This is a genomic window from Curtobacterium sp. PhB190, assembly GCF_004365385.1.
Taxonomy (GTDB): Bacteria; Actinomycetota; Actinomycetes; order Actinomycetales; family Microbacteriaceae; genus Curtobacterium.
The window spans coordinates 150,623-172,503 of the sequence record NZ_SODN01000004.1; the positions used below are offsets into that span (position 1 = coordinate 150,623).

Annotated in this window: 19 protein-coding genes; 10 read left to right on the forward strand and 9 right to left on the reverse strand. The window is 71.5% G+C overall.

All coding sequences use genetic code 11. From position 1 onward, the window contains the following. Window positions 1–39 precede the first annotated feature (39 nt). From EDF47_RS08060 to EDF47_RS08090, 7 genes are all read left to right on the forward strand, one after another. A complete protein-coding gene (locus EDF47_RS08060; RefSeq protein WP_123938932.1) occupies window positions 40–1,407 on the forward strand; it encodes an alpha/beta hydrolase in 1,368 nt (455 codons plus the stop codon). A gap of 201 nt (window positions 1,408–1,608) precedes the next feature. Further along, window positions 1,609–3,930 (forward strand): transglycosylase domain-containing protein, encoded by a 2,322-nt coding sequence (locus tag EDF47_RS08065; RefSeq protein WP_133936868.1) that lies wholly within the window; start codon window positions 1,609–1,611, stop codon window positions 3,928–3,930. Window positions 3,931–4,075: 145 nt separating this feature from the next. After that, window positions 4,076–4,375 (forward strand): Asp-tRNA(Asn)/Glu-tRNA(Gln) amidotransferase subunit GatC, encoded by a 300-nt coding sequence (gatC, locus tag EDF47_RS08070; protein WP_111085021.1) that lies wholly within the window; start codon window positions 4,076–4,078, stop codon window positions 4,373–4,375. Beyond that, entirely contained in the window at window positions 4,372–5,916 is a 1,545-nt protein-coding gene (gene gatA, locus EDF47_RS08075; protein WP_111085022.1) for an Asp-tRNA(Asn)/Glu-tRNA(Gln) amidotransferase subunit GatA, read from the forward strand. Before gatC ends, gatA begins: the two co-directional genes overlap by 4 nt. Continuing rightward, entirely contained in the window at window positions 5,916–7,421 is a 1,506-nt protein-coding gene (gene gatB, locus EDF47_RS08080) for an Asp-tRNA(Asn)/Glu-tRNA(Gln) amidotransferase subunit GatB (protein WP_123340738.1), read from the forward strand. Before gatA ends, gatB begins: the two co-directional genes overlap by 1 nt. 133 nt (window positions 7,422–7,554) lie before the next feature. Then, the gene (locus tag EDF47_RS08085) at window positions 7,555–8,634 is read left to right on the forward strand and encodes a type III polyketide synthase (RefSeq protein WP_133936866.1); all 1,080 of its coding nucleotides are present in this window, start codon (window positions 7,555–7,557) and stop codon (window positions 8,632–8,634) included. Further along, window positions 8,631–9,353: a methyltransferase domain-containing protein gene (locus tag EDF47_RS08090; RefSeq protein WP_133936864.1), complete on the forward strand. Its 723-nt coding sequence runs from the start codon at window positions 8,631–8,633 to the stop codon at window positions 9,351–9,353. Before EDF47_RS08085 ends, EDF47_RS08090 begins: the two co-directional genes overlap by 4 nt. Window positions 9,354–9,356: 3 nt before the next feature. Here EDF47_RS08090 and EDF47_RS08095 read toward each other — a convergent pair whose 3' ends face one another. Both EDF47_RS08095 and EDF47_RS08100 read right to left on the reverse strand, forming a co-directional pair. Further along, window positions 9,357–9,803 carry a cytotoxic translational repressor of toxin-antitoxin stability system gene (locus EDF47_RS08095; protein ID WP_208320941.1) on the reverse strand — a complete coding sequence of 149 codons (447 nt, stop codon included), beginning with the start codon at window positions 9,801–9,803 and terminating at the stop codon, window positions 9,357–9,359. Continuing rightward, the gene (locus EDF47_RS08100; protein ID WP_133936862.1) at window positions 9,796–10,239 is read right to left on the reverse strand and encodes a prevent-host-death protein; all 444 of its coding nucleotides are present in this window, start codon (window positions 10,237–10,239) and stop codon (window positions 9,796–9,798) included. Before EDF47_RS08100 ends, EDF47_RS08095 begins: the two co-directional genes overlap by 8 nt. A 93-nt stretch (window positions 10,240–10,332) precedes the next feature. Between EDF47_RS08100 and EDF47_RS08105 the strand changes: the two genes are divergently transcribed. Both EDF47_RS08105 and gap read left to right on the forward strand, forming a co-directional pair. Beyond that, window positions 10,333–11,283: a DJ-1/PfpI family protein gene (locus EDF47_RS08105; RefSeq protein WP_133936860.1), complete on the forward strand. Its 951-nt coding sequence runs from the start codon at window positions 10,333–10,335 to the stop codon at window positions 11,281–11,283. Between the two features lie 111 nt (window positions 11,284–11,394). Next, window positions 11,395–12,399, forward strand: a complete 1,005-nt coding sequence (gap, locus tag EDF47_RS08110; protein WP_133936858.1) for a type I glyceraldehyde-3-phosphate dehydrogenase — start codon at window positions 11,395–11,397, stop codon at window positions 12,397–12,399. A gap of 177 nt (window positions 12,400–12,576) precedes the next feature. Here gap and EDF47_RS08115 read toward each other — a convergent pair whose 3' ends face one another. From EDF47_RS08115 to EDF47_RS08145, 7 genes are all read right to left on the reverse strand, one after another. Then, window positions 12,577–13,665 (reverse strand): BadF/BadG/BcrA/BcrD ATPase family protein, encoded by a 1,089-nt coding sequence (locus EDF47_RS08115; protein ID WP_243692378.1) that lies wholly within the window; start codon window positions 13,663–13,665, stop codon window positions 12,577–12,579. Continuing rightward, complete coding sequence (locus EDF47_RS08120) at window positions 13,653–14,960, reverse strand: 6-phospho-beta-glucosidase (protein ID WP_123340745.1); 1,308 nt, start codon at window positions 14,958–14,960, stop codon at window positions 13,653–13,655. Before EDF47_RS08120 ends, EDF47_RS08115 begins: the two co-directional genes overlap by 13 nt. 8 nt (window positions 14,961–14,968) lie before the next feature. Beyond that, window positions 14,969–15,859 carry a carbohydrate ABC transporter permease gene (locus tag EDF47_RS08125; RefSeq protein ID WP_133936856.1) on the reverse strand — a complete coding sequence of 297 codons (891 nt, stop codon included), beginning with the start codon at window positions 15,857–15,859 and terminating at the stop codon, window positions 14,969–14,971. Beyond that, the gene (locus EDF47_RS08130) at window positions 15,859–16,899 is read right to left on the reverse strand and encodes a sugar ABC transporter permease (protein WP_207913218.1); all 1,041 of its coding nucleotides are present in this window, start codon (window positions 16,897–16,899) and stop codon (window positions 15,859–15,861) included. The genes EDF47_RS08125 and EDF47_RS08130 overlap by 1 nt, the downstream gene beginning before the upstream one ends. Beyond that, a complete protein-coding gene (locus EDF47_RS08135; RefSeq protein WP_243834027.1) occupies window positions 16,899–18,257 on the reverse strand; it encodes an extracellular solute-binding protein in 1,359 nt (452 codons plus the stop codon). The genes EDF47_RS08130 and EDF47_RS08135 overlap by 1 nt, the downstream gene beginning before the upstream one ends. Window positions 18,258–18,400: 143 nt before the next feature. Further along, window positions 18,401–19,642, reverse strand: a complete 1,242-nt coding sequence (locus EDF47_RS08140) for an ROK family transcriptional regulator (protein ID WP_133936854.1) — start codon at window positions 19,640–19,642, stop codon at window positions 18,401–18,403. 137 nt (window positions 19,643–19,779) lie between these two features. Then, complete coding sequence (locus EDF47_RS08145) at window positions 19,780–20,829, reverse strand: alcohol dehydrogenase catalytic domain-containing protein (protein WP_123673174.1); 1,050 nt, start codon at window positions 20,827–20,829, stop codon at window positions 19,780–19,782. A 78-nt stretch (window positions 20,830–20,907) separates the two neighbouring features. Between EDF47_RS08145 and EDF47_RS08150 the strand changes: the two genes are divergently transcribed. Continuing rightward, on the forward strand, window positions 20,908–21,852 hold the full coding sequence (locus EDF47_RS08150; protein ID WP_123340804.1) for a DUF3097 domain-containing protein: 945 nt from the start codon (window positions 20,908–20,910) through the stop codon (window positions 21,850–21,852). Window positions 21,853–21,881: the final 29 nt, after the last annotated feature.

Here is a 21,881-nt window from a genome sequence, read left to right on the forward strand (position 1 = left end):
CAGGGAGACGGCGGGACGGCCTTCCAGGGGGAGACCCGATTGCTGCTCATCGCCGCGGCTCTGCTCACCGCCTCGATGCACTCGCTCGGAGTGATCGAGGCCCCCGTCGCGCCTCCGACCCATGCCGCCACGGCCACCGTGACGGTCGCGCTCGTCTCCGAGCGCCACGCGGTGCCCCAGCCGGTCATGACCGGGGGACAGATCGACGTCGACACCGTCGCCGACGCGCACGGTCGGGCGTTCCTCGACGACCTCGGGGTCCTCGGCGCCGGTGACCTGCGCCGCGCGGCCGACGACCGCCGTGTCGTGGCGACCGCGCAGGACGACCCGCCCGCGGCGGCCGTCGTCGCGCAGTGGTGGGCGGGACTCGGCGCCGACGAACAGGGCACGCTCCTGGTCCACGCGCCGTCGATCATCGGCAACCTCGAGGGCGTGCCGTACGCCGTCCGCGACCGCGCGAACCGGTCGACCCTGACCACGGGACTCGCCGACCCCGACACCGGAGCCGCGCACGCCGCGATGCTCGGACAGGTCCGGGACTCGTTGCGGCGCGAACCCGGTGACCCGCAGCGGTTCCTCATCACGCTCGACACCCGGGCGGCGGGCCGAGCGGCGATCAGCATCGGAGACCTCGACACCGCGGCGGACGTCACCGTCATCGTCCCCGGGATGTTCTTCACCGTGACCGGGCAGATGGCCGACTTCACGAACACCGCCAACGACCTGGCGAGCGAGCAAGCGACCCTCGCGCCGCTGGCCGCCGGTGGCTCCGGCGACGGGACGGGCGTCGCCGTCGTGGCGTGGATGGGCTACCGCACGCCCGACCTGTCGAACATCATGTCGCTCAGCCTCGCCGACTCCGGGGCGCAGCGACTCGAGCGCACCGTCGACGGCCTGCGGCAGATCCGCGACGGCGACCAGCCCCGGCTGAACATCGTGGCGCACTCGTACGGGTCGACGACGGCGCTCATGGCGCTCGCCTCCGGACGGATGAGCGCCGACACCCTCACCGTGCTCGGGTCACCGGGCAGTGACGTCCGGTCGGCGGCGGACCTGGACGTCGCCTCGGACGAGGTGTTCGTCGGTGTCGCGCACAGCGACCCGATCGCGGGGTCCGGGTACTACGGCACGGACCCGGGTGGTTCGTCGTTCGGCGCCACCGTGATGAACCTGGCCGGCGGCGCCGACGCGCTGGCCGCCGGCGACCTGTTCCGCCGTCCGGTCGGGCACAACGACTACCTCAAGCCGGGGACCGCATCGCTGCACGACGTCGCCCTGATCGGGATCGGCCGCGGTGACCTCGTCCGCGAGCAGGTCCGACGCGGCAGCACCGGTGACGACGGTGTCGTCGGTGCGTCGGTCGACATGTACCTGGTCCGTCCGCAGGACCTGCAGCCGCGCGACTGACGGGGCGAGGCCCTGGGCGTGACCGGATCGTGACCGGCGGCCGACGTGCCGGGGCCGCACCGGGCCTCCCGGCCGGATCCGCGACCCCGCGCGGATCGCGACCCGCGACAGGTGGTGCCTGAGCGGCAACCTGAGCGACGGCGCAGCCTCAGTCGGTTCCACGGCAGAACCAGTACAGCCCGCCTCCCTACGGTTCGGGGCATGCGTGTGGTGCGATGGCCTGGTGCTCTCCTGATGTTCGTGGTGATGTCCGTGCTCGCCGGCATGCTCGTCGCCGTCGCGGTGACGCCCGCGGTCGCCGTCGCGGGTGAGGGCACCTCGGGTGCGGTCGCGTTCTTCGAGGACCTCCCGAGCTACCTCGACGTGCAGACGCCGCAGCAGGTCTCGTCGGTGTACGCGACGAAGGGCGGCAAGCAGGTCAAGATCGCGTCGTTCTACGCCGAGAACCGGACGAACGTCACGGCCGACCAGATGGCGGACACGCTCAAGCAGGCCGCCATCGACACCGAGGACCCCCGCTACTACGACGAGGGCGGCATCGACGTCCTCGGCACGCTGCGCGGAGTCGCCGCCACCGTCGTCGGCGGCGACGTCCAGGGCGGATCGAGCATCACGCAGCAGTACGTCAAGAACGTCCTCGTGCAGCAGTGCGAGGAGCTCACCGGCAAGGACCAGGCCGCCACGGCGAAGAAGGTGGAGGCCTGCTACGAGGACGCAGCCGGCGTCACCCCGCAGCGGAAGCTGCAGGAGATGCGGTACGCGATCGCGGTGAACAAGAAGTACTCGAAGGACGACATCCTGACCGGGTACCTGAACATCGTCGGGCTCGGCGGTCGGGTGTACGGCGCCGAGGCCGGTGCCGAGTACTACTTCGGCGTGCACGCGAAGGACCTGTCGCTCGTGCAGTCGGCCACGCTCGTGGCGATCCTCAACAACCCCTCGAACCTGCGCATCGACGTGCCCGGTGACAAGGCGAACGGCCAGGCGAACGGCTACGCGCTCACCAAGGAGCGACGCGACTACGTGCTCCGCCGCATGCAGGCGCACGGGTCGATCACGAAGGCCGAGATGACGAAGGCCATCGCGACCCCGGTCACGCCGAAGATCACCGAGACCGCGAACGGCTGCTCGACCGCGGCGACGAACTACGACGCCGGCTACTTCTGCGACTACGTCCGCGACCAGGTGCTGCAGGACCCGGCGTTCGGCAAGACCGCCGCGGCGCGCATCGCGACGCTCGACACCAAGGGCCTGCAGATCCACACCTCGCTCGACCTCGACCTGCAGGGCCAGGCGCAGACCGCACTGTCGACCTACGTGCCCGCCACGATGGCGGGCGTCGACGTCGGCGGTTCCAACGTCACCGTCGAGCCCGGCACCGGACGCATCATGTCGATGGTGCAGAACACGTCGTACACGCAGGGCGACAACGCCGCAGCGGGGTCGACCGCGGTGGACTACAGCGCGGACTCCGGCTACGGCAACTCCGGCGGGTTCCAGACCGGCTCCACCTACAAGGTGTTCACCCTGGCCGAGTGGCTCGCGACCGGCCACACGCTCTCCGAGTCGGTGTCGACCACCGAGCACACGTTCCAGAACTCGGAGTTCACGAACTCCTGCCAGAACGTCAGCGGCGGGACGTGGCCGGTCGCGAACGCCGAGTCCGTGCCGGCGTCGATGACCGTGCAGGCCGCCACCGTCGAGTCGATCAACACCGCCTTCGGCGCGATGGGCAAGCAGCTCGACCTCTGCAAGATCGCGCAGCTCGCACAGTCGATGGGGATCCACCGCGCCGACGGCGGTGCCCTCGGGCAGACCCCCTCGTCGATCCTCGGCGTCAACGAGCTGTCGCCGATCGACCTGGCCGAGGCCTACGCCGGCTTCGCGAACGGCGGCGTCGTCTGCACGCCGACCGCGATCGACTCGGTCACCGAGTCGGACGGCACGAAGATCACCCCGACGCCGTCGTCCTGCACGCAGGGGGTATCGGCGGACGTCGCCGGCACCGTCGACTACGCGCTGCAGGGCGTGCTGTCCGGCTCCGGCACCGCCGCCAGTGCGAACCCCGGCGACAGCGTGCCGAAGTTCGCGAAGACCGGCACCACCGACGGCGACGTGCAGAACTGGCTCGTCGCGTCGTCGACGAAGTACACGAACGCCACCTGGATCGGGAACGTGCAGGGGAGCGTGAGCCTGGCGAACTGGCCGTTCCTGCAGGGCACCACCGGGTACAGCGCGAAGTTCGGGGTCGGGAAGTCGATGATGGCCTACCTGGACCAGACGGTCGGCGGGGACGCCCTGCCCACGCCGAGCCAGGCGATGATCGGGCAGGCGAGCCACCCGTCGCAGTCGTCGCAGTCGCAGTCCTCGGCGTCGTCGGGATCCGGCGCGTCGCAGGCCGACCAGTCGACGCCGACCACGCCGACGCAGACCGCTGCACCCGCTGCACCGGCTGCTCCGGCGGAACCGGCGGCACCCGCCGCCACGGCGGCTCCGACAGCGGGTGACCAGAACGGGAAGTGACGGCTCGGGTCCACGCCGACTGGAGGCCCGTCACCGGTCCGCCGGACCGGTGACGGGCCTCCAGGCAGCCGTCCACAGCCGCGCCTGCGTGATCGACCGCAGCCAATAGACTGTCGGACGTCCACGAACCGATCGACGGAGCACCATGCCTGACATCACGAGCGAGCAGGTCGCGCACCTGGCGAACCTCGCACGTATCGCACTCACGCCCGATGAGATCGAGAAGCTGACCGGGGAGCTGTCGCACATCGTCGAGAGCGTCGCCAAGGTCGCCGAGGTCGCGACCGACGACGTCCCGCTGACGAGCCACCCCGTGCCGCTCGGCAACGTCACCCGACCCGACGTCGTCGGCCAGACGCTGACGCAGGAGCAGGCGCTCTCCGGAGCGCCGGACTCCGACGGCGAACGGTTCCGAGTGACCGCCATCCTGGGAGAAGAACAGTGACCGACATCACGCGGATGAGCGCCGCGGCGCTCGCCGACGCCCTCGTGGCGCGCGACGTCTCGAGCGTCGAGGCCACGCAGGCCCACCTCGACCGCATCGCCGCCGTCGACGGCGACGTGCACGCCTTCCTGCACGTCAACCAGAACGCCATCGCCGTCGCGAAGTCGATCGACTCGCGTCGCTCGGCCGGCGACGACCTCGGGCCCCTCGCCGGTGTCCCGATCGCGATCAAGGACGTCCTGTGCACGCAGGACATGCCGACCACCTCGGGCTCGAAGATCCTCGAAGGGTGGATGCCGCCGTACGACGCCACCCCGGTCGCGAAGCTCCGCGCCGCCGGCCTCGTGCCGCTCGGCAAGACCAACATGGACGAGTTCGCGATGGGCTCGACCACCGAGTTCTCAGCGTACGGACCGACCCACAACCCATGGGACCTCGACCGCATCCCCGGCGGGTCCGGCGGTGGCTCGGCCGCTGCCGTCGCCGCGCACGAGGCACCCATCGCCCTCGGCTCCGACACCGGTGGCTCGATCCGTCAGCCCGGCGCCGTCACCGGCACCGTCGGTGTGAAGCCGACCTACGGCGGGGTCAGCCGCTACGGCGCGATCGCCCTGGCGTCCAGCCTCGACCAGATCGGCCCGGTCGCCCGCACCGTCCTCGACGCCGCGCTCCTGCACGACGTCATCGGCGGGCACGACCCGCGCGACTCCACCTCGATCCCCGACGCCTGGCCCTCGATGGCCGCCGCCGCCCGCGAAGGACTGCAGGCGGACACGCTGCGCGGCCTGCGCGTCGGCGTGGTGAAGGAACTCGCCGGGGGCGACGGCTTCCAGGCCGGGGTCACCCAGCGCTTCCAGGAGACCGTCGCGCTGCTCGAGTCGGCCGGTGCGGTCGTCGTCGAGATCGACGCCCCGTCGTTCGCCTACGCGATCAGCGCCTACTACCTGATCCTGCCGGCCGAGGCCTCGTCGAACCTGGCGAAGTTCGACTCGGTGCGCTTCGGCCTGCGCGTCACGCCGGAGAACGGTGCGACGGTCGAGGACGTCATGGCCGCCACGCGCGAAGCCGGGTTCGGTCCCGAGGTGAAGCGTCGCATCATCCTCGGCACCTACGCCCTGAGCGCCGGGTACTACGACGCCTACTACGGCTCGGCGCAGAAGGTCCGCACGCTCGTGCAGCGCGACTTCCAGGCCGCGTTCGACCAGGTCGACCTGCTCATCAGCCCGTCGGCCCCGACGACCGCGTTCCCGATCGGTGAGCGCATCGACGACCCGCTCGCGATGTACCTCAACGACCTCACCACGATCCCGGCGAACCTGGCGGGCGTGCCCGGCATGAGCATCCCGAACGGCCTCGCGCCAGAGGACGGCCTGCCCGTCGGCGTCCAGCTGATGGCCCCGCAGCGCGAGGACGCCCGCCTGTACCGCTACGGTGCGGCGCTCGAGCGTCTGCTCGAACAGCAGTGGGGAGCCCCGCTCATCGACCGGATCCCGGACCTCGACCAGAGTCAGCAGTCGGCTGCGCAGGAAGGTGTGATCTGATGGCGCAGAAGGACGCGCTCATGGACTTCGACGAGGCACTGGAGCGCTACGAGCCGGTGCTCGGCTTCGAGGTGCACGTCGAACTCGCGACGAAGACCAAGATGTTCTCGGACGCGCCGAACTTCTTCGGTGGCGAGCCGAACACGAACGTGACGCCGGTCGACCTCGGGCTGCCCGGGTCGCTGCCCGTCGTCAACGCGCAGGCCGTCCGGTACTCGATCCAGCTCGGGCTCGCGCTCGGCTGCTCGATCGCCGAGTCGTCGCGGTTCGCCCGGAAGAACTACTTCTACCCGGACAACCCGAAGAACTACCAGGTCTCGCAGTTCGACGAGCCGATCGCGTTCGAGGGCGAGGTCGAGGTCGAACTCGCCGACGGCACGATCTTCAACATCCCGATCGAACGCGCCCACATGGAAGAGGACGCCGGCAAGCTGACGCACGTCGGTGGTGCCACCGGCCGCATCCAGGGTGCCGAGTACTCGCTCGTCGACTACAACCGCGCCGGTGTGCCGCTCGTCGAGATCGTCACGAAGCCGATCTTCGGTGCCGAGCACCGTGCCCCCGAGCTCGGTGCCGCGTACGTGCAGGTCATCCGCGACCTCGTGCGCGCACTCGGTGTCTCCGAGGCCCGCATGGAGCGCGGCAACCTGCGCTGCGACGCCAACATCTCGCTGCGCCCCCGCGGCCAGGAGAAGCTCGGCACCCGCACCGAGACGAAGAACGTCAACTCGTTCCGTGCCGTCGAGCGTGCGATCCGCTACGAGATCCAGCGCCAGGCCGCGATCCTGGCCGACGGCGGCTCGATCACGCAGGAGACCCGTCACTGGCACGAGGACACCGGCCGCACCTCGGCCGGCCGTCCGAAGTCGGATGCCGACGACTACCGCTACTTCCCCGAGCCCGACCTGCTGCCGGTCGTGCCGGACCCCGCGGTCGTCGAGGAGCTCCGTGCGTCCCTGCCCGAGGCCCCGGTGGCTCGCCGCCGTCGCCTGAAGGGCGACTGGGGCTTCGCCGACCTGGAGTTCCAGGACGTCGTGAACGGTGGGCTGCTCGACCAGGTCGAGGGCACCGTCGCCGCCGGCGCCGCGCCGCAGGCGGCCCGCAAGTGGTGGACCGGCGAGATCAGCCGTGTCGCGAACGCCCAGGACGCCGAGCCCGGCGACCTCGTGTCGCCGCAGCACGTCGCCGAGGTCATCGCCCTCGTCGAGTCCGGCGACCTGACCGACCGCCTTGCCCGCCAGGTGCTCGAGGGCGTCATCGCCGGCGAGGGCTCGCCGGCCCAGGTCGTCGAGGCCCGTGGGCTCAAGGTCGTGTCCGACGACTCGGCGCTCACCGCCGCGGTCGACGAAGCACTCGCCGGCCAGCCGGACGTGCTCGCGAAGATCAAGGACGGCAAGGTCCAGGCCGCCGGCGCCATCATCGGTGCCGTCATGAAGGCCATGAAGGGCCAGGCGGACGCCGCCCGCGTCCGCGAGCTGGTGCTGGAGCGCGCGCAGCAGGCGTAGTCGCCGTTCCGTGCAGTTCCGTTCCGCGGAACCAGGTTCCGGACACAGCACCGTGGGAAACCACGGTGCTGTGTCCGTTCCGCGGTGTGGGAGAACCTGGGGACGCGTCAGCGACCCGGTGACAGGATGAGTCGTGTCCGCAACGATCCGCGCCATCGGAACCGCCGTCCCGGAGACGACGCTCGAGCAGGCTGCCGTGCGAGACCTCTTCGCTGCGCAGCCCGAGCTCGGTCGTCTCGGCCGGCGGCTCGTCCCCGCAGCCTTCGACGCCTCGGCGGTCGAGCACCGGCACACCGTGCTGGCCGAACTCGACCGGAGCCGTCCAGCGGGCGCGTTCCGCGACACGGACGGCGCGCTGCACTCGCCCTCGACGGGCACCCGCAACGACCGCTACCGCGAGCTCGCGCCGCCGCTCTTCGTCGAGGCTGCTCGTGACGCGTTGGCCCGCGCAGACGTCGACGCGGCCTCGGTCACGCACGTCGTCACGGTGTCGTGCACCGGGTTCACGCAGCCCGGCCCGGACCTGGACATCGTGATCGAGCTCCGCCTGCGCCGTGACGTCTTCCGCCACCACATCGGCTTCATGGGGTGCTGCGCGGCGTTCCCGGCACTCCGGATCGCGGCCGCGTTCGCCGAGGCGGACCCGGGCGCCGTCGTGTTGGTCGTCTGCGCCGAGCTCTGCACCCTGCACGTCCGCGCCAGCGACGACCCGGACCAGATCGTCGCGAACAGCGTCTTCGGGGACGGTGCCGCCGCCGTCGTGGTCACCGCCGACGGCCCCGGCCTGCGCCTCGACGCGTTCGCCACCGCCGTCGTGCCCGAGAGCGCCGGCGAGATGGCGTGGAACATCGGCGACGAGGGCTTCGAGATGGTCCTGAGCACCGCCGTGCCCAAGCTCGTCGGCAGCAGCGTCGCCGAGGCCGTCGCGTCGCTGCTCGACGGACCGGCCGCCGACGTGCCGGTGTGGGCCGTGCACCCCGGTGGGCGTGCGATCCTCGACCGCACGCAGCAGGCGCTCGACCTGCCGGACGCGGCGATCGCGGCGAGCCGGACGGTGCTGCGCGACCACGGGAACATGTCGAGCGCGACCGTGCTGTTCGTGCTCCGCGAGGCCCTCGACGCCGGGATCCCGGACGGTGCTGCCGTCGTGGCGCTCGCCTTCGGCCCCGGTCTCACGGTCGAGAGTGCGCGACTGACCATGGTGCGCACGTGAGCCGTCCCGACGGCGGCTCCACGGGCCTCCCGGTCCTCGACCTGCGCACGCGCGCGGTCGACCTGACCGAACTCATGGACGACCCGGACTGCGACCCGCGCGCGCTCGCGCGGACCTTCCGGCGCTTCGCGCTCGTCAACGCCCTGGTCAGCGGCTGGCGTTCGGCGTGGCGGACCCACGTCGTACCGGCCCTGCCGGTGCACGGCCGCGCCCGGGTCCTCGACCTCGGGTGCGGCGGCGGCGACCTGGCCCGGGCCGTCGTGCGGTGGGCGGCGAGCGACGGGTTCGACGTCGAGGTCGTCGGGGTCGACCCGGACCCGCGGGCGATCGACGCGGCGAACCGACGGGCACCGCGGGGTGTCACCTTCCGGCAGCAGTCGAGCGGTGACCTGGTCACGGCGGGCGAGCGGTTCGACGTCGTGGTGTCGAACCACGTCCTGCACCACCTGGGCGACGACGAGCGGAACGGGTTCCTGGCGGACTCGGAGGCGCTCGCGTCGGGTCGCAGCGTGCACTCGGACATCCGTCGGTCACGCGACGCCTACCGGGCGTACGCGCTGGCGTCGCCGCTGGTGACCGCGGGGACCTTCGTCCGGGTCGACGGCCTGCGGTCGATCCGTCGGTCCTTCACCCTGGCGGAACTGCGGGACACGCTGCCGACCGGGTGGCGAGCGGAACGGGCATCGCCGCACCGGGTGCTGGCCGTCCGCGACGCCTGACGATCAGGACTGCTCGGCCGCCCGGCGCAGGAGCTCGGCGTGGAGTTCGGCAGCGCCGGCGGGTCCGAGGTCGAGGATCTCCGACTCGGGCACACCGAGGTCGTGGAGTGCCCGCACCAGGTACAGCGGGAGGGCGTTCGCGGGCGCCGGGTGCACGGGGCTGCCCCGGTCCGGCAGCGTGCCGTCGTCGACGCAGCGCCAGAAGGCCGGTGCATCGACCTGCAGCTGGTGGCGCAGGACGTGCGCCCACATGCGCGCACCGTAGGTCGACCGGTCGACGGGCTTCGAGATCCGGGTGCGCAGGACGCGTGCGTCCCAGAGCACGAGCTCGTAGGTGCGATGGTGCCGGACGGGCTGACCGGTGGCGCCGCGCACCAGTGTCCAGCGCTCGGTCGTGCAGAACGTGTCGTGGTGCTCGCGGTTCGGAGCAGGGTGCCTCGGGCTACTCACCGCCGCGCTCCAACCAGTCGCGCAGTTCGGCGTCCGTGGACAGCTTGACCAGTTGGACGAGCGCCCACGCGTCGTGGTGGTTCGGGGCGTGCTGGAGACGGTCTTCCCAGTCGACCGCGTACTCCCGCAGCGACAGGGCGAGGTCGTCGAGTGCGTCGTCGACGTCCGTCCCCTGGGCGACGAACGGGCGCCCCTCCATGAGGGCGACGACCGCGCCGGCCTCGCGGAAGACACTGATCCGCGGGGAGACGGTCCGGAAGAAGTGGTCGCGAAGCCGGTCGACGGGCAGCATCGCGGAGACGGCGCCGTCGCGGGCGACCGTCACGGTGCGGCCGGTCGCCGTGGCGTCGAGCATGTCCTTGAAGTGCTCGCGGGCGCGCGAGTACGTGGGGTAGTCGGCTGCGATGGGCACGAGGGCCTCCGGTGAGTACGGCACGTACGGAGCGTACGTGGTGTGCTGATCCTAGGGGAGGGGGCTGACAGATCTGTGGAGAACGCGAGGGTGACGTGTTCGGCTAGCGTCGCCGGTATGGCCCGGACCCCACTGCACCGCGTCGCGGTCCTGGTGCTCGACGGCGCGAAACCGCTCGACGTCGGGATCCCCGCGCAGGTGTTCTCGAACCGGCCGAGCATGCCCTACGAGGTGCGGGTCTGCGGCCCCCGGGTCGGTCGGATCACCGGCGGCGACGGGTTGGCCTACGCGGTCGACCACGGGCTGGAGGCACTGGACTGGGCGGAGACCGTCTTCGTGCCCGGCTACCGCCGCCCGTCGGACTCGGCGCCCCCGGCCGACGTCGTCGCGGCACTCGCGCGGGCGCACGACCGCGGCGTCCGCATCGCGGCGATCTCCACCGGGGCGTTCGCGCTCGCGGCAGCCGGGCTGCTCGACGGCCGCCGGGCGACGACGCACTGGCACTACACGCGGGTGCTCCGTGAGCGGTACCCCGAGGTGGACGTCGACGAGGACGTGCTGTTCGTCGACGCGGGCTCGGTGCTGACCAGTGCCGGCGCCGCGAGCGGGATCGACCTGTGCCTGCACATCGTCCGACAGGACCACGGCGTGGCGCTGTCGAACCACGTCGCGCGACGGCTCGTCAGTGCCCCGTACCGCAGCGGCGGCCAGGCGCAGTACGTCCCGCGGAGCGTGCCCGAGCCGCTCGGCGACGTGTTCGCCGACACCCGGGAGTGGGCGCTCCGGCACCTCGCCGAGCCGCTCACGCTCGAAGCGCTCGCGCGCAATGCCACGGTGTCGACCCGGACGTTCTCACGCCGGTTCGTGGAGGACACCGGGTACACGCCGATGCAGTGGGTGCTGCGGGCGCGCGTCGACCTCGCCCGGGAGCTCCTGGAGCAGTCCGACCTCGGCGTCGACCAGGTGGCCGAGCGCGCGGGCCTCGGTTCCGACGCGAACCTGCGGATGCACTTCCGGCGGATCCTCGGGACCTCGCCCACCGAGTACCGCCGGACGTTCCAGGACTGACCGCGCCGTCGCGGCGGTGGTGGCGAGATCCTTTCGGACGCTGGCTTCCCTGCCACTGGAGCCGTGCCTCCCGGCCCGTGAGCATGGACCACGGAACGAAAGGAACTCCACATGACCCGCATCGCCATCAACGGCTTCGGCCGCATCGGCCGCAACACGCTCCGCGCCCTGCTCGCACGGGGCGGTGACGACCTCGAGGTCGTCGCCGTGAACGACCTGACCGCCCCCGAAACGCTCGCGCACCTGTTCCGCTACGACTCCGCCCTCGGGCCGTTCGACGGCACCGTGGAGGTCGACGGCGACACGCTCGTCATCGACGGCCGCCGCGTCCGCGTGCTCGCGTCGACGTCGCCCGCGGACCTGCCGTGGGCCGAACTCGGCGTCGAGGTCGTCCTCGAGTCCACCGGACGCTTCACCGCACGCGACGCGGCAGCCGGGCACCTGACCGCCGGCGCCCGACGGGTCCTCATCAGTGCGCCGGCCACCGGAGCGGACGCCACCATCGCGTACGGCGTGAACTCGGACACGTTCGACCCGGCCGTGCACACGGTGATCTCGAACGCGTCGTGCACGACCAACGCGCTCGCACCCCTGGCGTCGGTGCTCGACGACCTGGCGGGCATCGAGCACGGGTTCATGACCACCGTGCACGCGTACACGCAGGAGCAGAACCTGCAGGACGGGCCGCACCGTGATCCGCGTCGGGCCCGCGCTGCCGGCGTGAACATCGTGCCGACGACGACCGGGGCGGCCAAGGCCATCGGGCTGGTGCTGCCCCGCCTGGAGGGCAAGCTGTCCGGTGACGCCATCCGCGTGCCGGTGCCCGTCGGGTCGATCGTCGAGCTGAACACCGTCGTGTCGCGGGACGTGACCGTGGACGAGGTGAACGAGGCCTACCGCGCCGCGGCTGCCGGTCCGCTCGCCGGGGTCCTGGCGTTCACGGTGGACCCGCTCGTGTCGACGGACATCACCGGGCGGCCGGAGTCGAGCATCTTCGACTCGCTGCTCACCCGCGTCGACGAGGGCCGGCACGTGAAGGTCGTCGCCTGGTACGACAACGAGTGGGGCTTCTCGAACCGCGTGGTCGACACGCTCGGGATGCTGGCGCGCGCGTAGGCCGCGGGCCGGTCGGCGCTGGGCCGGCGGGCGGGCGCTGGGCCGGCGCTGGGCTGGCGCTGGGCTGGCGCCGCCGGGTTTCGCGCTGAGCGACACTTCACGGGCTCATCGCCGCGTGAAGTGTCGCTCAGCGCGAAATGTGCGCGGCGCGGGCGGCCGCGCCGGGCCGCGCGCGCGTCAGCGGATCAGCGCGGTCGTGCTCGCGAAGGCACGGGAGCGCACGGCCTCGCGGTACCGCTCGAGCGCCGCGTCGTCGGCACCGACCGACTCCAGCGCCGCCAGCCCCGCGCCGAGCACCGGGGGATCGGTCACCCAGGTCGGCACCGCTCCGGGGACCCGGGCAGCGAGCCCGTCGACGACACCGTCCACGAGCAACGGGTGCCGAGCAGCGAGCACCCCGCCCCCGAGCACGACGGGCACCGGGTCGGCCACCGAACCTCCGAGGCCCAACCGCTCGAGCGCGACCGCGGCGAGCAGGACGATCTCCTCCGCCTGCCGCTCCACGACGCCCCGGGCCACCGCGTCGCCGGCTCCGGCCACGTCGAACAGCACCGGGCAGAGCCGGTTGAACACGCGCTGGTCCAAGCGGCCGAAGTGGATGGCCTCGGTGACCTCGCGGACGCTGCGCAGGCCCACCGCCGCCGGCACCGCGCCGACCAGCGCCGTCGCCGGGCCGCGCCCGTCGTCGGCCCGAGCCGCGTGCCAGAGCGCCCGGTTGCCGAGCCACGCGCCGCCACCCCAGTCGCCGGAGACGTCCCCGATGGCCGGGAACCGTGCGGTCGTGCCGTCAGCCCGCACCGCGAGGGCGTTGATCCCGGTGCCGCACACCACGGCCGCGGCGTCGGGGGACAGGGTGCCGGCCCGCAGCAGCGCGAACAGGTCGTTGTCCAGGACATGCGGTTCGCCGCCGTCATCGGCCCAGTGCGCGAGGGCCGCGGTCGCCGCGACGAGCTCGTCGTGCAGGTCGAGCCCGGCCAGGTACACGTGCGTCGTGCGGATGCGGCGGTCACCCAGCTCGCTGACCACCCGCGCACGGACGTCGTCGAGGATCGGGCCGGCGAGGTCCCAGCCCCGCGTCTGCGGGTTCGACCCCGGACCGCGCGCGTGCCCGACGATGGTCCCGTCGAGCGCGATCGCGACGACGTCGGTCTTGCTCCCGCCGCCGTCGACGGCGAGCACGACGTCGGTCGCGTCCGGTGGGACCGGCGCGGGCGGACGGGAGGCTCGGGCCGGGCCCGCCGCGCCGGTCCGGCTCAGCCCGCCCACGTCACCTGCTCCGATCGCGCCCACGGGATGTGTTCCGCGTTCGCGGCCAGGAGCAGGTCGGTGAGCTGCTCCGCCTTGTCCACCTGCCCGACGAGCGGGTGCGCCCACATCGCACGGAGCACCCGGTCGCGGCCACCGTGCACCGCGGCGTCGAGCGCGAGCCGCTCGTACCCGGCGACGTGCGACACGAGACCGACCATGTCCGGGTCGAGCGGGGAGACCGGCAACGGCGTGATCGCCTGGCGGGTGACGCGCGACGGCACCTCGATGACGTGGTCGTCCGGCAGGAACGGGAACGTGCCGTCGTTCCGCACGTTGAGGACCTGCACGTCGCCGCGGTCGCCGAGGATCGAGGACAGCACGTCGATCGCCGCCTCGGAGTAGTAGGCGCCGCCGCGCTGCTCGAGTTCGGCGGGCTTCGTCACGACGGACTCGTCGGCGTACTTCGCGAGCAGGGCCCGCTCGGTCTCCATGACGGCCTCGGCACGGGTGGGCTCGTGCAGCTGCTCCTGCAGCACGATGTCGTGCGAGTAGAAGTACCGCAGGTAGTACGAGGGGATCGCGTGCTGCAGGCGGAGGAGGTCCGGGTGCATGTGCACGCTCTCCGCCGTCCGGCCGAGGGCACCGTCCGACTCGGCGAGCAGGTCCGCCATGACGTCGCGCTCGACGCCGTCCGCGCCCGTGACGTGCACGCCGCGCTCCCACGTCAGGTGGTTCAGGCCGACGTGGTCGAGCCGGACGTGGTCGGGGGCGACGCCGAACTCCTTCGCGAAGCGGCGCTGGAACCCGATCGCGACGTTGCACAGTCCGACGGCGCGGTGTCCGGCCTCGAGCAGGGCGCGGGTGACGATGCCGACGGGGTTGGTGAAGTCGACGATCCAGGCGTCCGGCTTGGCGTGCTTCCGGACGAGTTCGGCGTACTCCAGGACCACGGGCACGGTGCGGAGCGCCTTCGCGAACCCGCCCGGACCGGTGGTCTCCTGCCCGATGCAGCACGCTTCGTGCGGCCACGTCTCGTCCTGCTGCCGTGCGGCCTGCCCGCCGATGCGGAGCTGGAACATGACGGCATCGGCGTCGGTGACCCCGGCGACGACGTCGTCGGTGACGTGGATCGTGCCGGGGTGTCCGGCGTGCGCGAACATCCGCTTGGCGACACCGCCGACGAGTTCACGGCGCACCGGGTCGGGGTCGACGAGCCAGAGCTCGTCGATGGGGAGCTGGTCGCGGAGCCGGGCGAAGCCGTCCACGAGTTCGGGGGTGTAGGTGGATCCGCCACCGACGACTGTGAGTTTCACTGGAGCTGCTATCCCTTCACGCCGGTGAGCGCGATGCCCTCGACGAATGCCTTCTGTGCGAAGAAGAAGATGATGACGACGGGGACCATGACGACGACGGTCATCGCCATCGTCATCGACCAGTCGGTGCCGTGCTGTCCGCGGAACGTGGCGAGTCCGTACGCCACCGGCCAGGCGGCCTGGTTCTCGGATGCGTACAGGAGCGGGCCGTAGTAGTCGTTCCACGAGTGGAAGAACATGAAGATCGCCGCCGACGCGATGCCCGGGCGGGCCATCGGGACGACCACGCGCCAGAGCACGCCCCACTCGCTGCAGCCGTCCATGCGGGCGGCGTCGCCGTACTCCTTCGGGATGGTCATGAAGAACTGGCGGAGCAGGAAGATGCTGAACGCGTCGCCGAGCAGGTTCGGCAGGATGAGCGGCCACAGGGTGCCGGTCAGGTGCAGGTGCGACCACATCACGTAGACCGGCACCGCGGTGACCTGCGGGGGCAGGAGCATCGCGACGATGATCACCGTGAAGATCAGGTTCGCGCCCCTGAACTTGATCTGGGCGAGCGCGTAGGCCGCGGGCACCGAGCTGAGGAGCATGAACGCGGTGGCGAGGACGGCGTACATCGACGAGTTGCCGAACCACTGCGTGAGCGGCAGCTCGGTGAACACCCGCGCGTAGTTCGAGAAGTCGAACGGCCGGGGCACGATCGACGCCGTGAGGGCCTGGTTGCTCGACATCAGCGAGGTCAGGACCACGAACACGATCGGGGCGATGGTCAGGACGCCGAGGGCCACCAGAGCGGCGTGCTCGGCGATCCACACCAGGGAGCGACCACGCGGCCTGCCGGTGCGGGGCGCTGGACCCCGTGGCGCCCGGGCGAGCGGGGACTGGGAGACGGCGGTCATCAGGACTCCTCCGGCCGGAACACACTGATCCGACGCATCGTGAAGACGAGCACCACGGCGGTGATCACGAACAGGACCACGGCCATGGCGGACGCGTAGCCGAACTGGAAGTTCGCGAACCCGTGCTGGTAGAGCAGCTCGGTGTAGGTGAGCAGCGAGGTGCCCGGGTAGCCGAGCTGGGCGGCGGTCCCGCCACCGATCGTCGCCTTGCCGCTCGCGACGCCCGAGGCGACGGCCGCCTCGGTGAAGTACTGCAGCGCGGCGATCACCCCCGTCACGGCGGCGAACCCGATCACCGGGGCGATCGTCGGCAGGGTGATGTGCCGGACCTGCTGGACGCCGTTCGCACCGTCGAGCGACGCGGCCTCGTACAGGTCGCGCGGCACGTCGAGCAGTGACGCCAGGAAGATGATCATGATGTCGCCCATCACCCAGACGCCCAGGATCACGAGCGACGGCTTCGACCACGCCGGGTCGTTGAACCACAGGGGGCCGTCGATGCCGAAGACCCGGAGGATCTGGTTCACCGGCCCGGTGCCCGGGTTGAAGAGGAACACGAACGCCACGACGCTCGCGACCGGCGGGACCAGGGCGGGCAGGTAGAACAGCGTCCGCCAGAACCCGGTGGCCGTCTTGGCCCGGCTGAGCAGCCCGGCCACCAGGAGTCCGCACACGATCCGGACCGGCACCAGGATGACGACGAACCACAGCGTGTTCACCACCGCGGGCCCGATCTGCGGGTCCTGGGTGAACAGGAACTTGTAGTTCAGGAACCCGACGAACTCGGGCTCCTGCAGCTGGTTGTAGCGCGTGAACGAGTAGAAGATCGACGCGACGAGCGGGTAGGCGAAGAAGATCACCAGGCCCGCCAGGGCCGGCGCGAGCATCGTCAGGGCGACGAGGCGGCGCCGGGACTCTGCGGAACGGGGCCGACGTCGCGGAGCCGTCGGGGGCACCGGACCGGACCCCGTCGGGCCCGTGGGCCGGGCTGCGCGGGCGAGCCGCGCCTCCCGGCCGGTCGTCTTGGTGGTGAGGCTCATCACGGACCAGCCAGCTGGTTCGCGTTGTCGATGTCGGAATCCAGCTTCTTCAGCTTCGCGTCGAGGTCGCCGCCGTTCTGCTGGTAGGCCTGCCAGAACTTCGTGAAGGTGCCGATGTAGGCGGCACCGTCCGCGGTGCCCGGCGAGGTCATGGTGTCCTTGTTGCCCGCGACGTCGACGAAGGTCTTGTAGTTCTCGTCGACCTCGAGGTCGGGGGACTCCAGCGCCGAGGTGAGCGTCGGGATGTTCTTCAGACCGTTGCCCATCGTGACCTGCGCGTCGGTGTTGGTGGACAGGTACTTCAGGAGCGCCCACGACAGCTCGGGGTTCTTGGACCCCTTCGCGATGCCCGCGACGTTGCCCGCGATGTACGTCGAGCCGTAGTTGCCGAGGCCGTCCATCACCGGGGTCGGGGACGTGCCGTAGTCGAGGTCCGGCTTCTGGTCCTTGAGGAACGCCGTGCGGTACTCGCCGTCGATCTGCATCGCGACCTGACCGGTCTGGAACGCGTTGTCGGCCGCGAACTCCTGCCCGAGGCCGGACGTGAAGGCCTTGAGCTTGTCGTAGCCGATCTCGTCGACGAAGCCCTTCTGCCAGGTGATGAGCTTCTTCCACGCGTCGGACGTGCCGATCACGCTGTTGCCGTCCTTGTCGAGCCACGAGCCGTCGACCATCGGCGCCCAGTGCTCGGGCGAGTTCTCGTAGAAGTCGATGAGCGGGTTGAAGCCGAGCTGCTTGATGGAGCCGTCGGCGTTGTACGTCGTCAGCTTCAGTGCGTCGGTCTTCAGCTCGTCCAGGGTCTTCGGTGGAGTCGTGATGCCCGCCTTCTCGAGGAGCGGCTTGTTGTACATGAGCGCGCTGACGTCGGCGAGGGCCGGCAGGGTGCAGCGCGTGCCCTTGTACTGCGTGTACGACTGCACCGCCTTCGGGATGTCGGACAGGTCGACCTTGTCGCGCTTGATGTACGGCGACAGGTCGCGGAAGGCACCCGAGGAGCAGAAGCTGCCGACGATGGCGGTCGAGTACGACAGGCCCACGTCGATGTTCTGGCCGGACGAGATCGCCTTCTGCAGCTTCTCGTCGTCCTGACCGGCGTGGATGTCGACGGTGACGTCGGGGTTGGCCTTCTCGAAGCCCTCGACGGCGGTCTTCACGACGCCGGCTTCACGGCCGGTGAAGAAGTGCCACAGGGACACGGTGCCCTTGAGCTCCTTCGGGGCGCTCTTCTCGATCGAGTCGGCGCTGCTGCCGGAGCTGCAGCCGGCGACGACGAGGGCACCGGCGGCGGCGACAGCCGTGGCGGTGGCGATGCGGCGGAACACCCGGCGGCGCGGGACGTTCGGTTCGGGGAGGGACAAGGCGGTACTCGCTCTCTGGTCTCGCTCCGTCGCCGTCCGTTTCCGGGCGCCGCCCGTTTCCGGGCGCTGCCCGTTTCCGGGCGCGACGAAGAGCCCTGTGACAGGGCTGGGTGATGGTGCCTCGAGTGGTGCGGGTGGAACGTTCAGGGGCGCTCGACGGGGTCCGGCGTCGGGGCATCGTCACTGATGCGCTCGAGCCGGTCCGCGAGCGCGGTGCGGACGACGTCGATGAGGACGTGCCGCGCACCGTGCAGGACGGGGGTGTCGGGGACGCCGGGCGCGACCACGGCGGTGGACCAGCGCGAGCGGGTCCGGAGCCAGGCGGTCACGGCGGCGGCCAGGGCGGGGCCACCGGCGATCCCGGTCGGGCCGTGCAGGACGACCGTCTCGGGATCGGCCACGGCGAGGGCTGGGAGCACGTTGTGCCCGACGCGCTCGCCGAGGGCGACGGTGAAGGGGTGCTGCTCGGGCAGGCCGGGCAGTTGCGGGAGCACCTGGCGCCAGTCGGCTGCGGTGCCGCCCGGTGCCGTGATCCCGTGCTCGGCGGCCAGGGCGATGATCGCGGACTCGGAGATGAGGTCCGCGACGATCGTGGCCGTCGGGTCGATGGAGCGTGCGTCGGCGGGCACGCTGAGGTAGCCGATCTCACCCGCGGCACCGGAAGCGCCGGTGTGCAGGTGACCGTGCAGGTCGAGGGCCATGCCGAGGCCCTCGGCCATCCAGAAGAGCGCGAACGACCCGGGTGCTCGACCGGCCCCCATGTTGCGTTCGGCGATGGCGGCGAGGTTGGCGTCGTTCTCGACGACGACGTGGACCCCGAGCTCGGCGGAGAGGGTCGCGCTGACCTGCTCGCGGGGCCAGCCGGGCAGTCCGTCGGTGAAGATGAGGGTGTCGGTGGCGTGGTCGACACTCGCCTGCACACCCACCGCGACCGCGGTGACGAGCTCGGGGTCCACACCGGCCGCGGCGGCTGCGCGGGAGATCGCTGCGGCGACGATGTCGGCGCCGGGGGAGCGCACCTCGGCCTCGGACATCCGGTGGGTGGCGACCGGGAACGTGCGACCGGCGGCGTCCACCACGGTCGACCGGACGTCGACGAGCTGGACGTCCACCGCGACACCGAGGTCGCGGTCGGTGATCGCTTCGTACACGACGGCGCTCGGCCCGCGGCGTCCGGCTTGGGTGTCCGTGCCGGCCTGGCGGATGAGGTCGGCCGACTCGAGCCGGCGGATGATCTCGGCTGCGGTGGGCTTGCTGAGCCCGGTGCGCTGGGCGATCTCGTTGCGGGTGAGCGGGCCGTCGTCGAGCAGCAGCTCGAGCGCCGCGCGGTCGTTCAGGACGCGCAGCAGACCGGGTTGGCCGGGGGTGCGTCCTCGTGTGGTCATGTCGAGGACTGTAACGGACAACCTTCTTTACTGAAAGGTTTGTTTACCGATTCGAAACACGCGTTCTGCTGCGCGAAACGTGCCGCCCCGACGGAGGCCCGCCGAGCGCCGGCCGGGTGCCCGCGAGCGACCGGCGCCTACGGCCGCAGCAGCACCTTGATCGCCCGACGCTCGTCCATCGCCCGGTACGCCTCGGCGGCCTCGTCGAGCGGCAGCTCCAGGTCGAACACGCGCCCGGGGTCGATCGCTCCGGACAGCACGTCGGGCAGCAGTTCCGGGATGTACTTCCGTGCCGGCGCCATGCCGCCCGCGACGGCGATGTTCGTGTCGAAGAGGTAGCGCGTACCGATCGTCGGCACGCCGTGCGGGACCCCGACGAAGCCGAGGTTGCCGCCCGCGCGCACCGAGTGCAGCGCCTGGTCCATGCTCTCCTCGGTGCCGACGGCCTCGACCGCGCAGTCGGCCAGGTCGCCGCCGAGCAGCTCGCGGATCGCCGCGACGCCCTCCTCGCCGCGCTCGGACACGATGTCCGTCGCGCCGAACTCGCGTGCCAGTGCCTGGCGATCGGCGTGCCGGCTCATGGCGATGATGCGCTCGGCTCCGAGTCGCTTCGACGCGAGCACCGCGGACAGGCCGACCGCGCCGTCGCCGACCACGACGACGGTCTTGCCCGGACCGACCGCCGCCGACACCGCGGCGTGGTGCCCGGTGGAGAAGACGTCGGACAGGGTCAGCAGCGACGGCACGAGCGCCGGGTCGACGGGGCCGGGCACCGCGACCAGCGTCGCGGACGCATCCGGGATGCGGACGTACTCGGCCTGCGCGCCGCCGACCGGGTCGCCGTACGCGTCCTTCCCGCCGAATCCGGACAGGTGGTCGCAGCCGCTGGTCATCCCGTGGCGGCAGGCCTGGCAGGTGCCGTCGTTCATGGTGAAGGGGGAGATCACGAAGTCGCCCTCGTGCAGGTCGGTGACCGCGTCGCCGACGGCGACGACCTCGCCGACGAGTTCGTGCCCGATCGGCCGGGGCTCCTTCGTCTTCGTGACGCCGCGGTACGGCCACAGGTCCGAGCCGCACACGCACGCGGCGACGACCTTGACGACGACGTCCTTCGGGGTGAGGACCGAGGGGCGGTCGCGCTCCTCGACGCGGATGTCGTTGGGGGCGTGGATGATCGCTGCGCGCACGGGAGGCCTTCCGTCGAGATGGTGGGTGTCGGCGCGGTCGACGTCGTCCGGGCCGACGTCGACAGTACCCTCGTGCGGGTGGACGACGACCGGTACGGCGGGGACGTGCTCTCGGGAGACTGGCGCTCCCGCGGGGTGAAGAAGGTGCGGCAGGTGCCGCTCGAACGCGACATGGTGCTCGAGGACCCGGACTCCGGGTGGGCCGGCGCCGTCGTCGGACTCGAGGCGGGCAACATCGCGCTCGAGGACTGGAAGGGCCGCACCCGTTCCTTCCCCTTCACCGGGCAGTTCCTGCTCGAGGGCGAGCTCGTGACGCTGGGCCGCCCGCAGGCGCCGGTCGGCCGGTCTGCCGCAGCCGCTGCCGGCTCGCCGGGCTCGCTGGGTTCCGTTCACTCGGACTGGAGGCCCGGGGCCGCGCCCGCCGTGCGGCAGGCGTCCGACGGTGGTCGCCTCCGCACCGCGTCCGGATCCTTCGCGGTGGAGTCGCAGCGTGCCCGGGTGGCTCTGCCCTCGCGCATCATGGTCGAGGGAAAGCACGACGCCGAACTGGTCGAGAAGGTCTGGGGAACCGACCTGCGCGTCGAGGGCGTCGTCGTCGAGGAGCTCTCCGGCGTCGACAACCTGGCTTCGGTGCTCGATGAGTTCCAGCCCTCGCGAGACCGTCGCGTCGGCGTGCTCGTCGACCACCTGGTGCCCGGGTCGAAGGAGTCCCGCTTCGCCGAGGCCGTGATGCGCGGCAAGTGGGGCGCGCACGTGCTCGTCGTCGGCCACCCGTTCGTCGACGTCTGGCAATCCGTGAAGCCCGCCCGCGTCGGACTGCAGGCCTGGCCGACGATCCCGCGGTCGATCGAGTGGAAGAAGGGCATCTGCCAGGCGCTCGGGTGGCCGAACGCCGAGCAGGCCGACATTGCCCGGGCGTGGCAGCGGATCCTCGGGCAGGTGCGCACCTTCGCCGATCTCGAGCCGCAGCTGCTCGGCCGTGTCGAGGAGCTCATCGACTTCGTGACGGAACCGAAGGCCTGAGAACCCGGCCGTTCTGGGCAGGCGCGCGG

Excerpts from the sequence above, each read along its gene's own strand:
- EDF47_RS08065 (WP_133936868.1), top strand. The coding sequence starts at position 1,609 with ATGCGTGTGGTGCGATGGCCTGGTGCTCTCCTGATGTTCGTGGTGATG.
- gatC (WP_111085021.1), top strand. The coding sequence starts at position 4,076 with ATGCCTGACATCACGAGCGAGCAGGTCGCGCACCTGGCGAACCTCGCA.
- gatB (WP_123340738.1), top strand. The coding sequence starts at position 5,916 with ATGGCGCAGAAGGACGCGCTCATGGACTTCGACGAGGCACTGGAGCGC.
- EDF47_RS08105 (WP_133936860.1), top strand. The coding sequence starts at position 10,333 with ATGGCCCGGACCCCACTGCACCGCGTCGCGGTCCTGGTGCTCGACGGC.
- gap (WP_133936858.1), top strand. The coding sequence starts at position 11,395 with ATGACCCGCATCGCCATCAACGGCTTCGGCCGCATCGGCCGCAACACG.
- EDF47_RS08125 (WP_133936856.1), bottom strand. The coding sequence starts at position 15,859 with ATGACCGCCGTCTCCCAGTCCCCGCTCGCCCGGGCGCCACGGGGTCCA.
- EDF47_RS08130 (WP_207913218.1), bottom strand. The coding sequence starts at position 16,899 with ATGAGCCTCACCACCAAGACGACCGGCCGGGAGGCGCGGCTCGCCCGC.
- EDF47_RS08140 (WP_133936854.1), bottom strand. The coding sequence starts at position 19,642 with ATGACCACACGAGGACGCACCCCCGGCCAACCCGGTCTGCTGCGCGTC.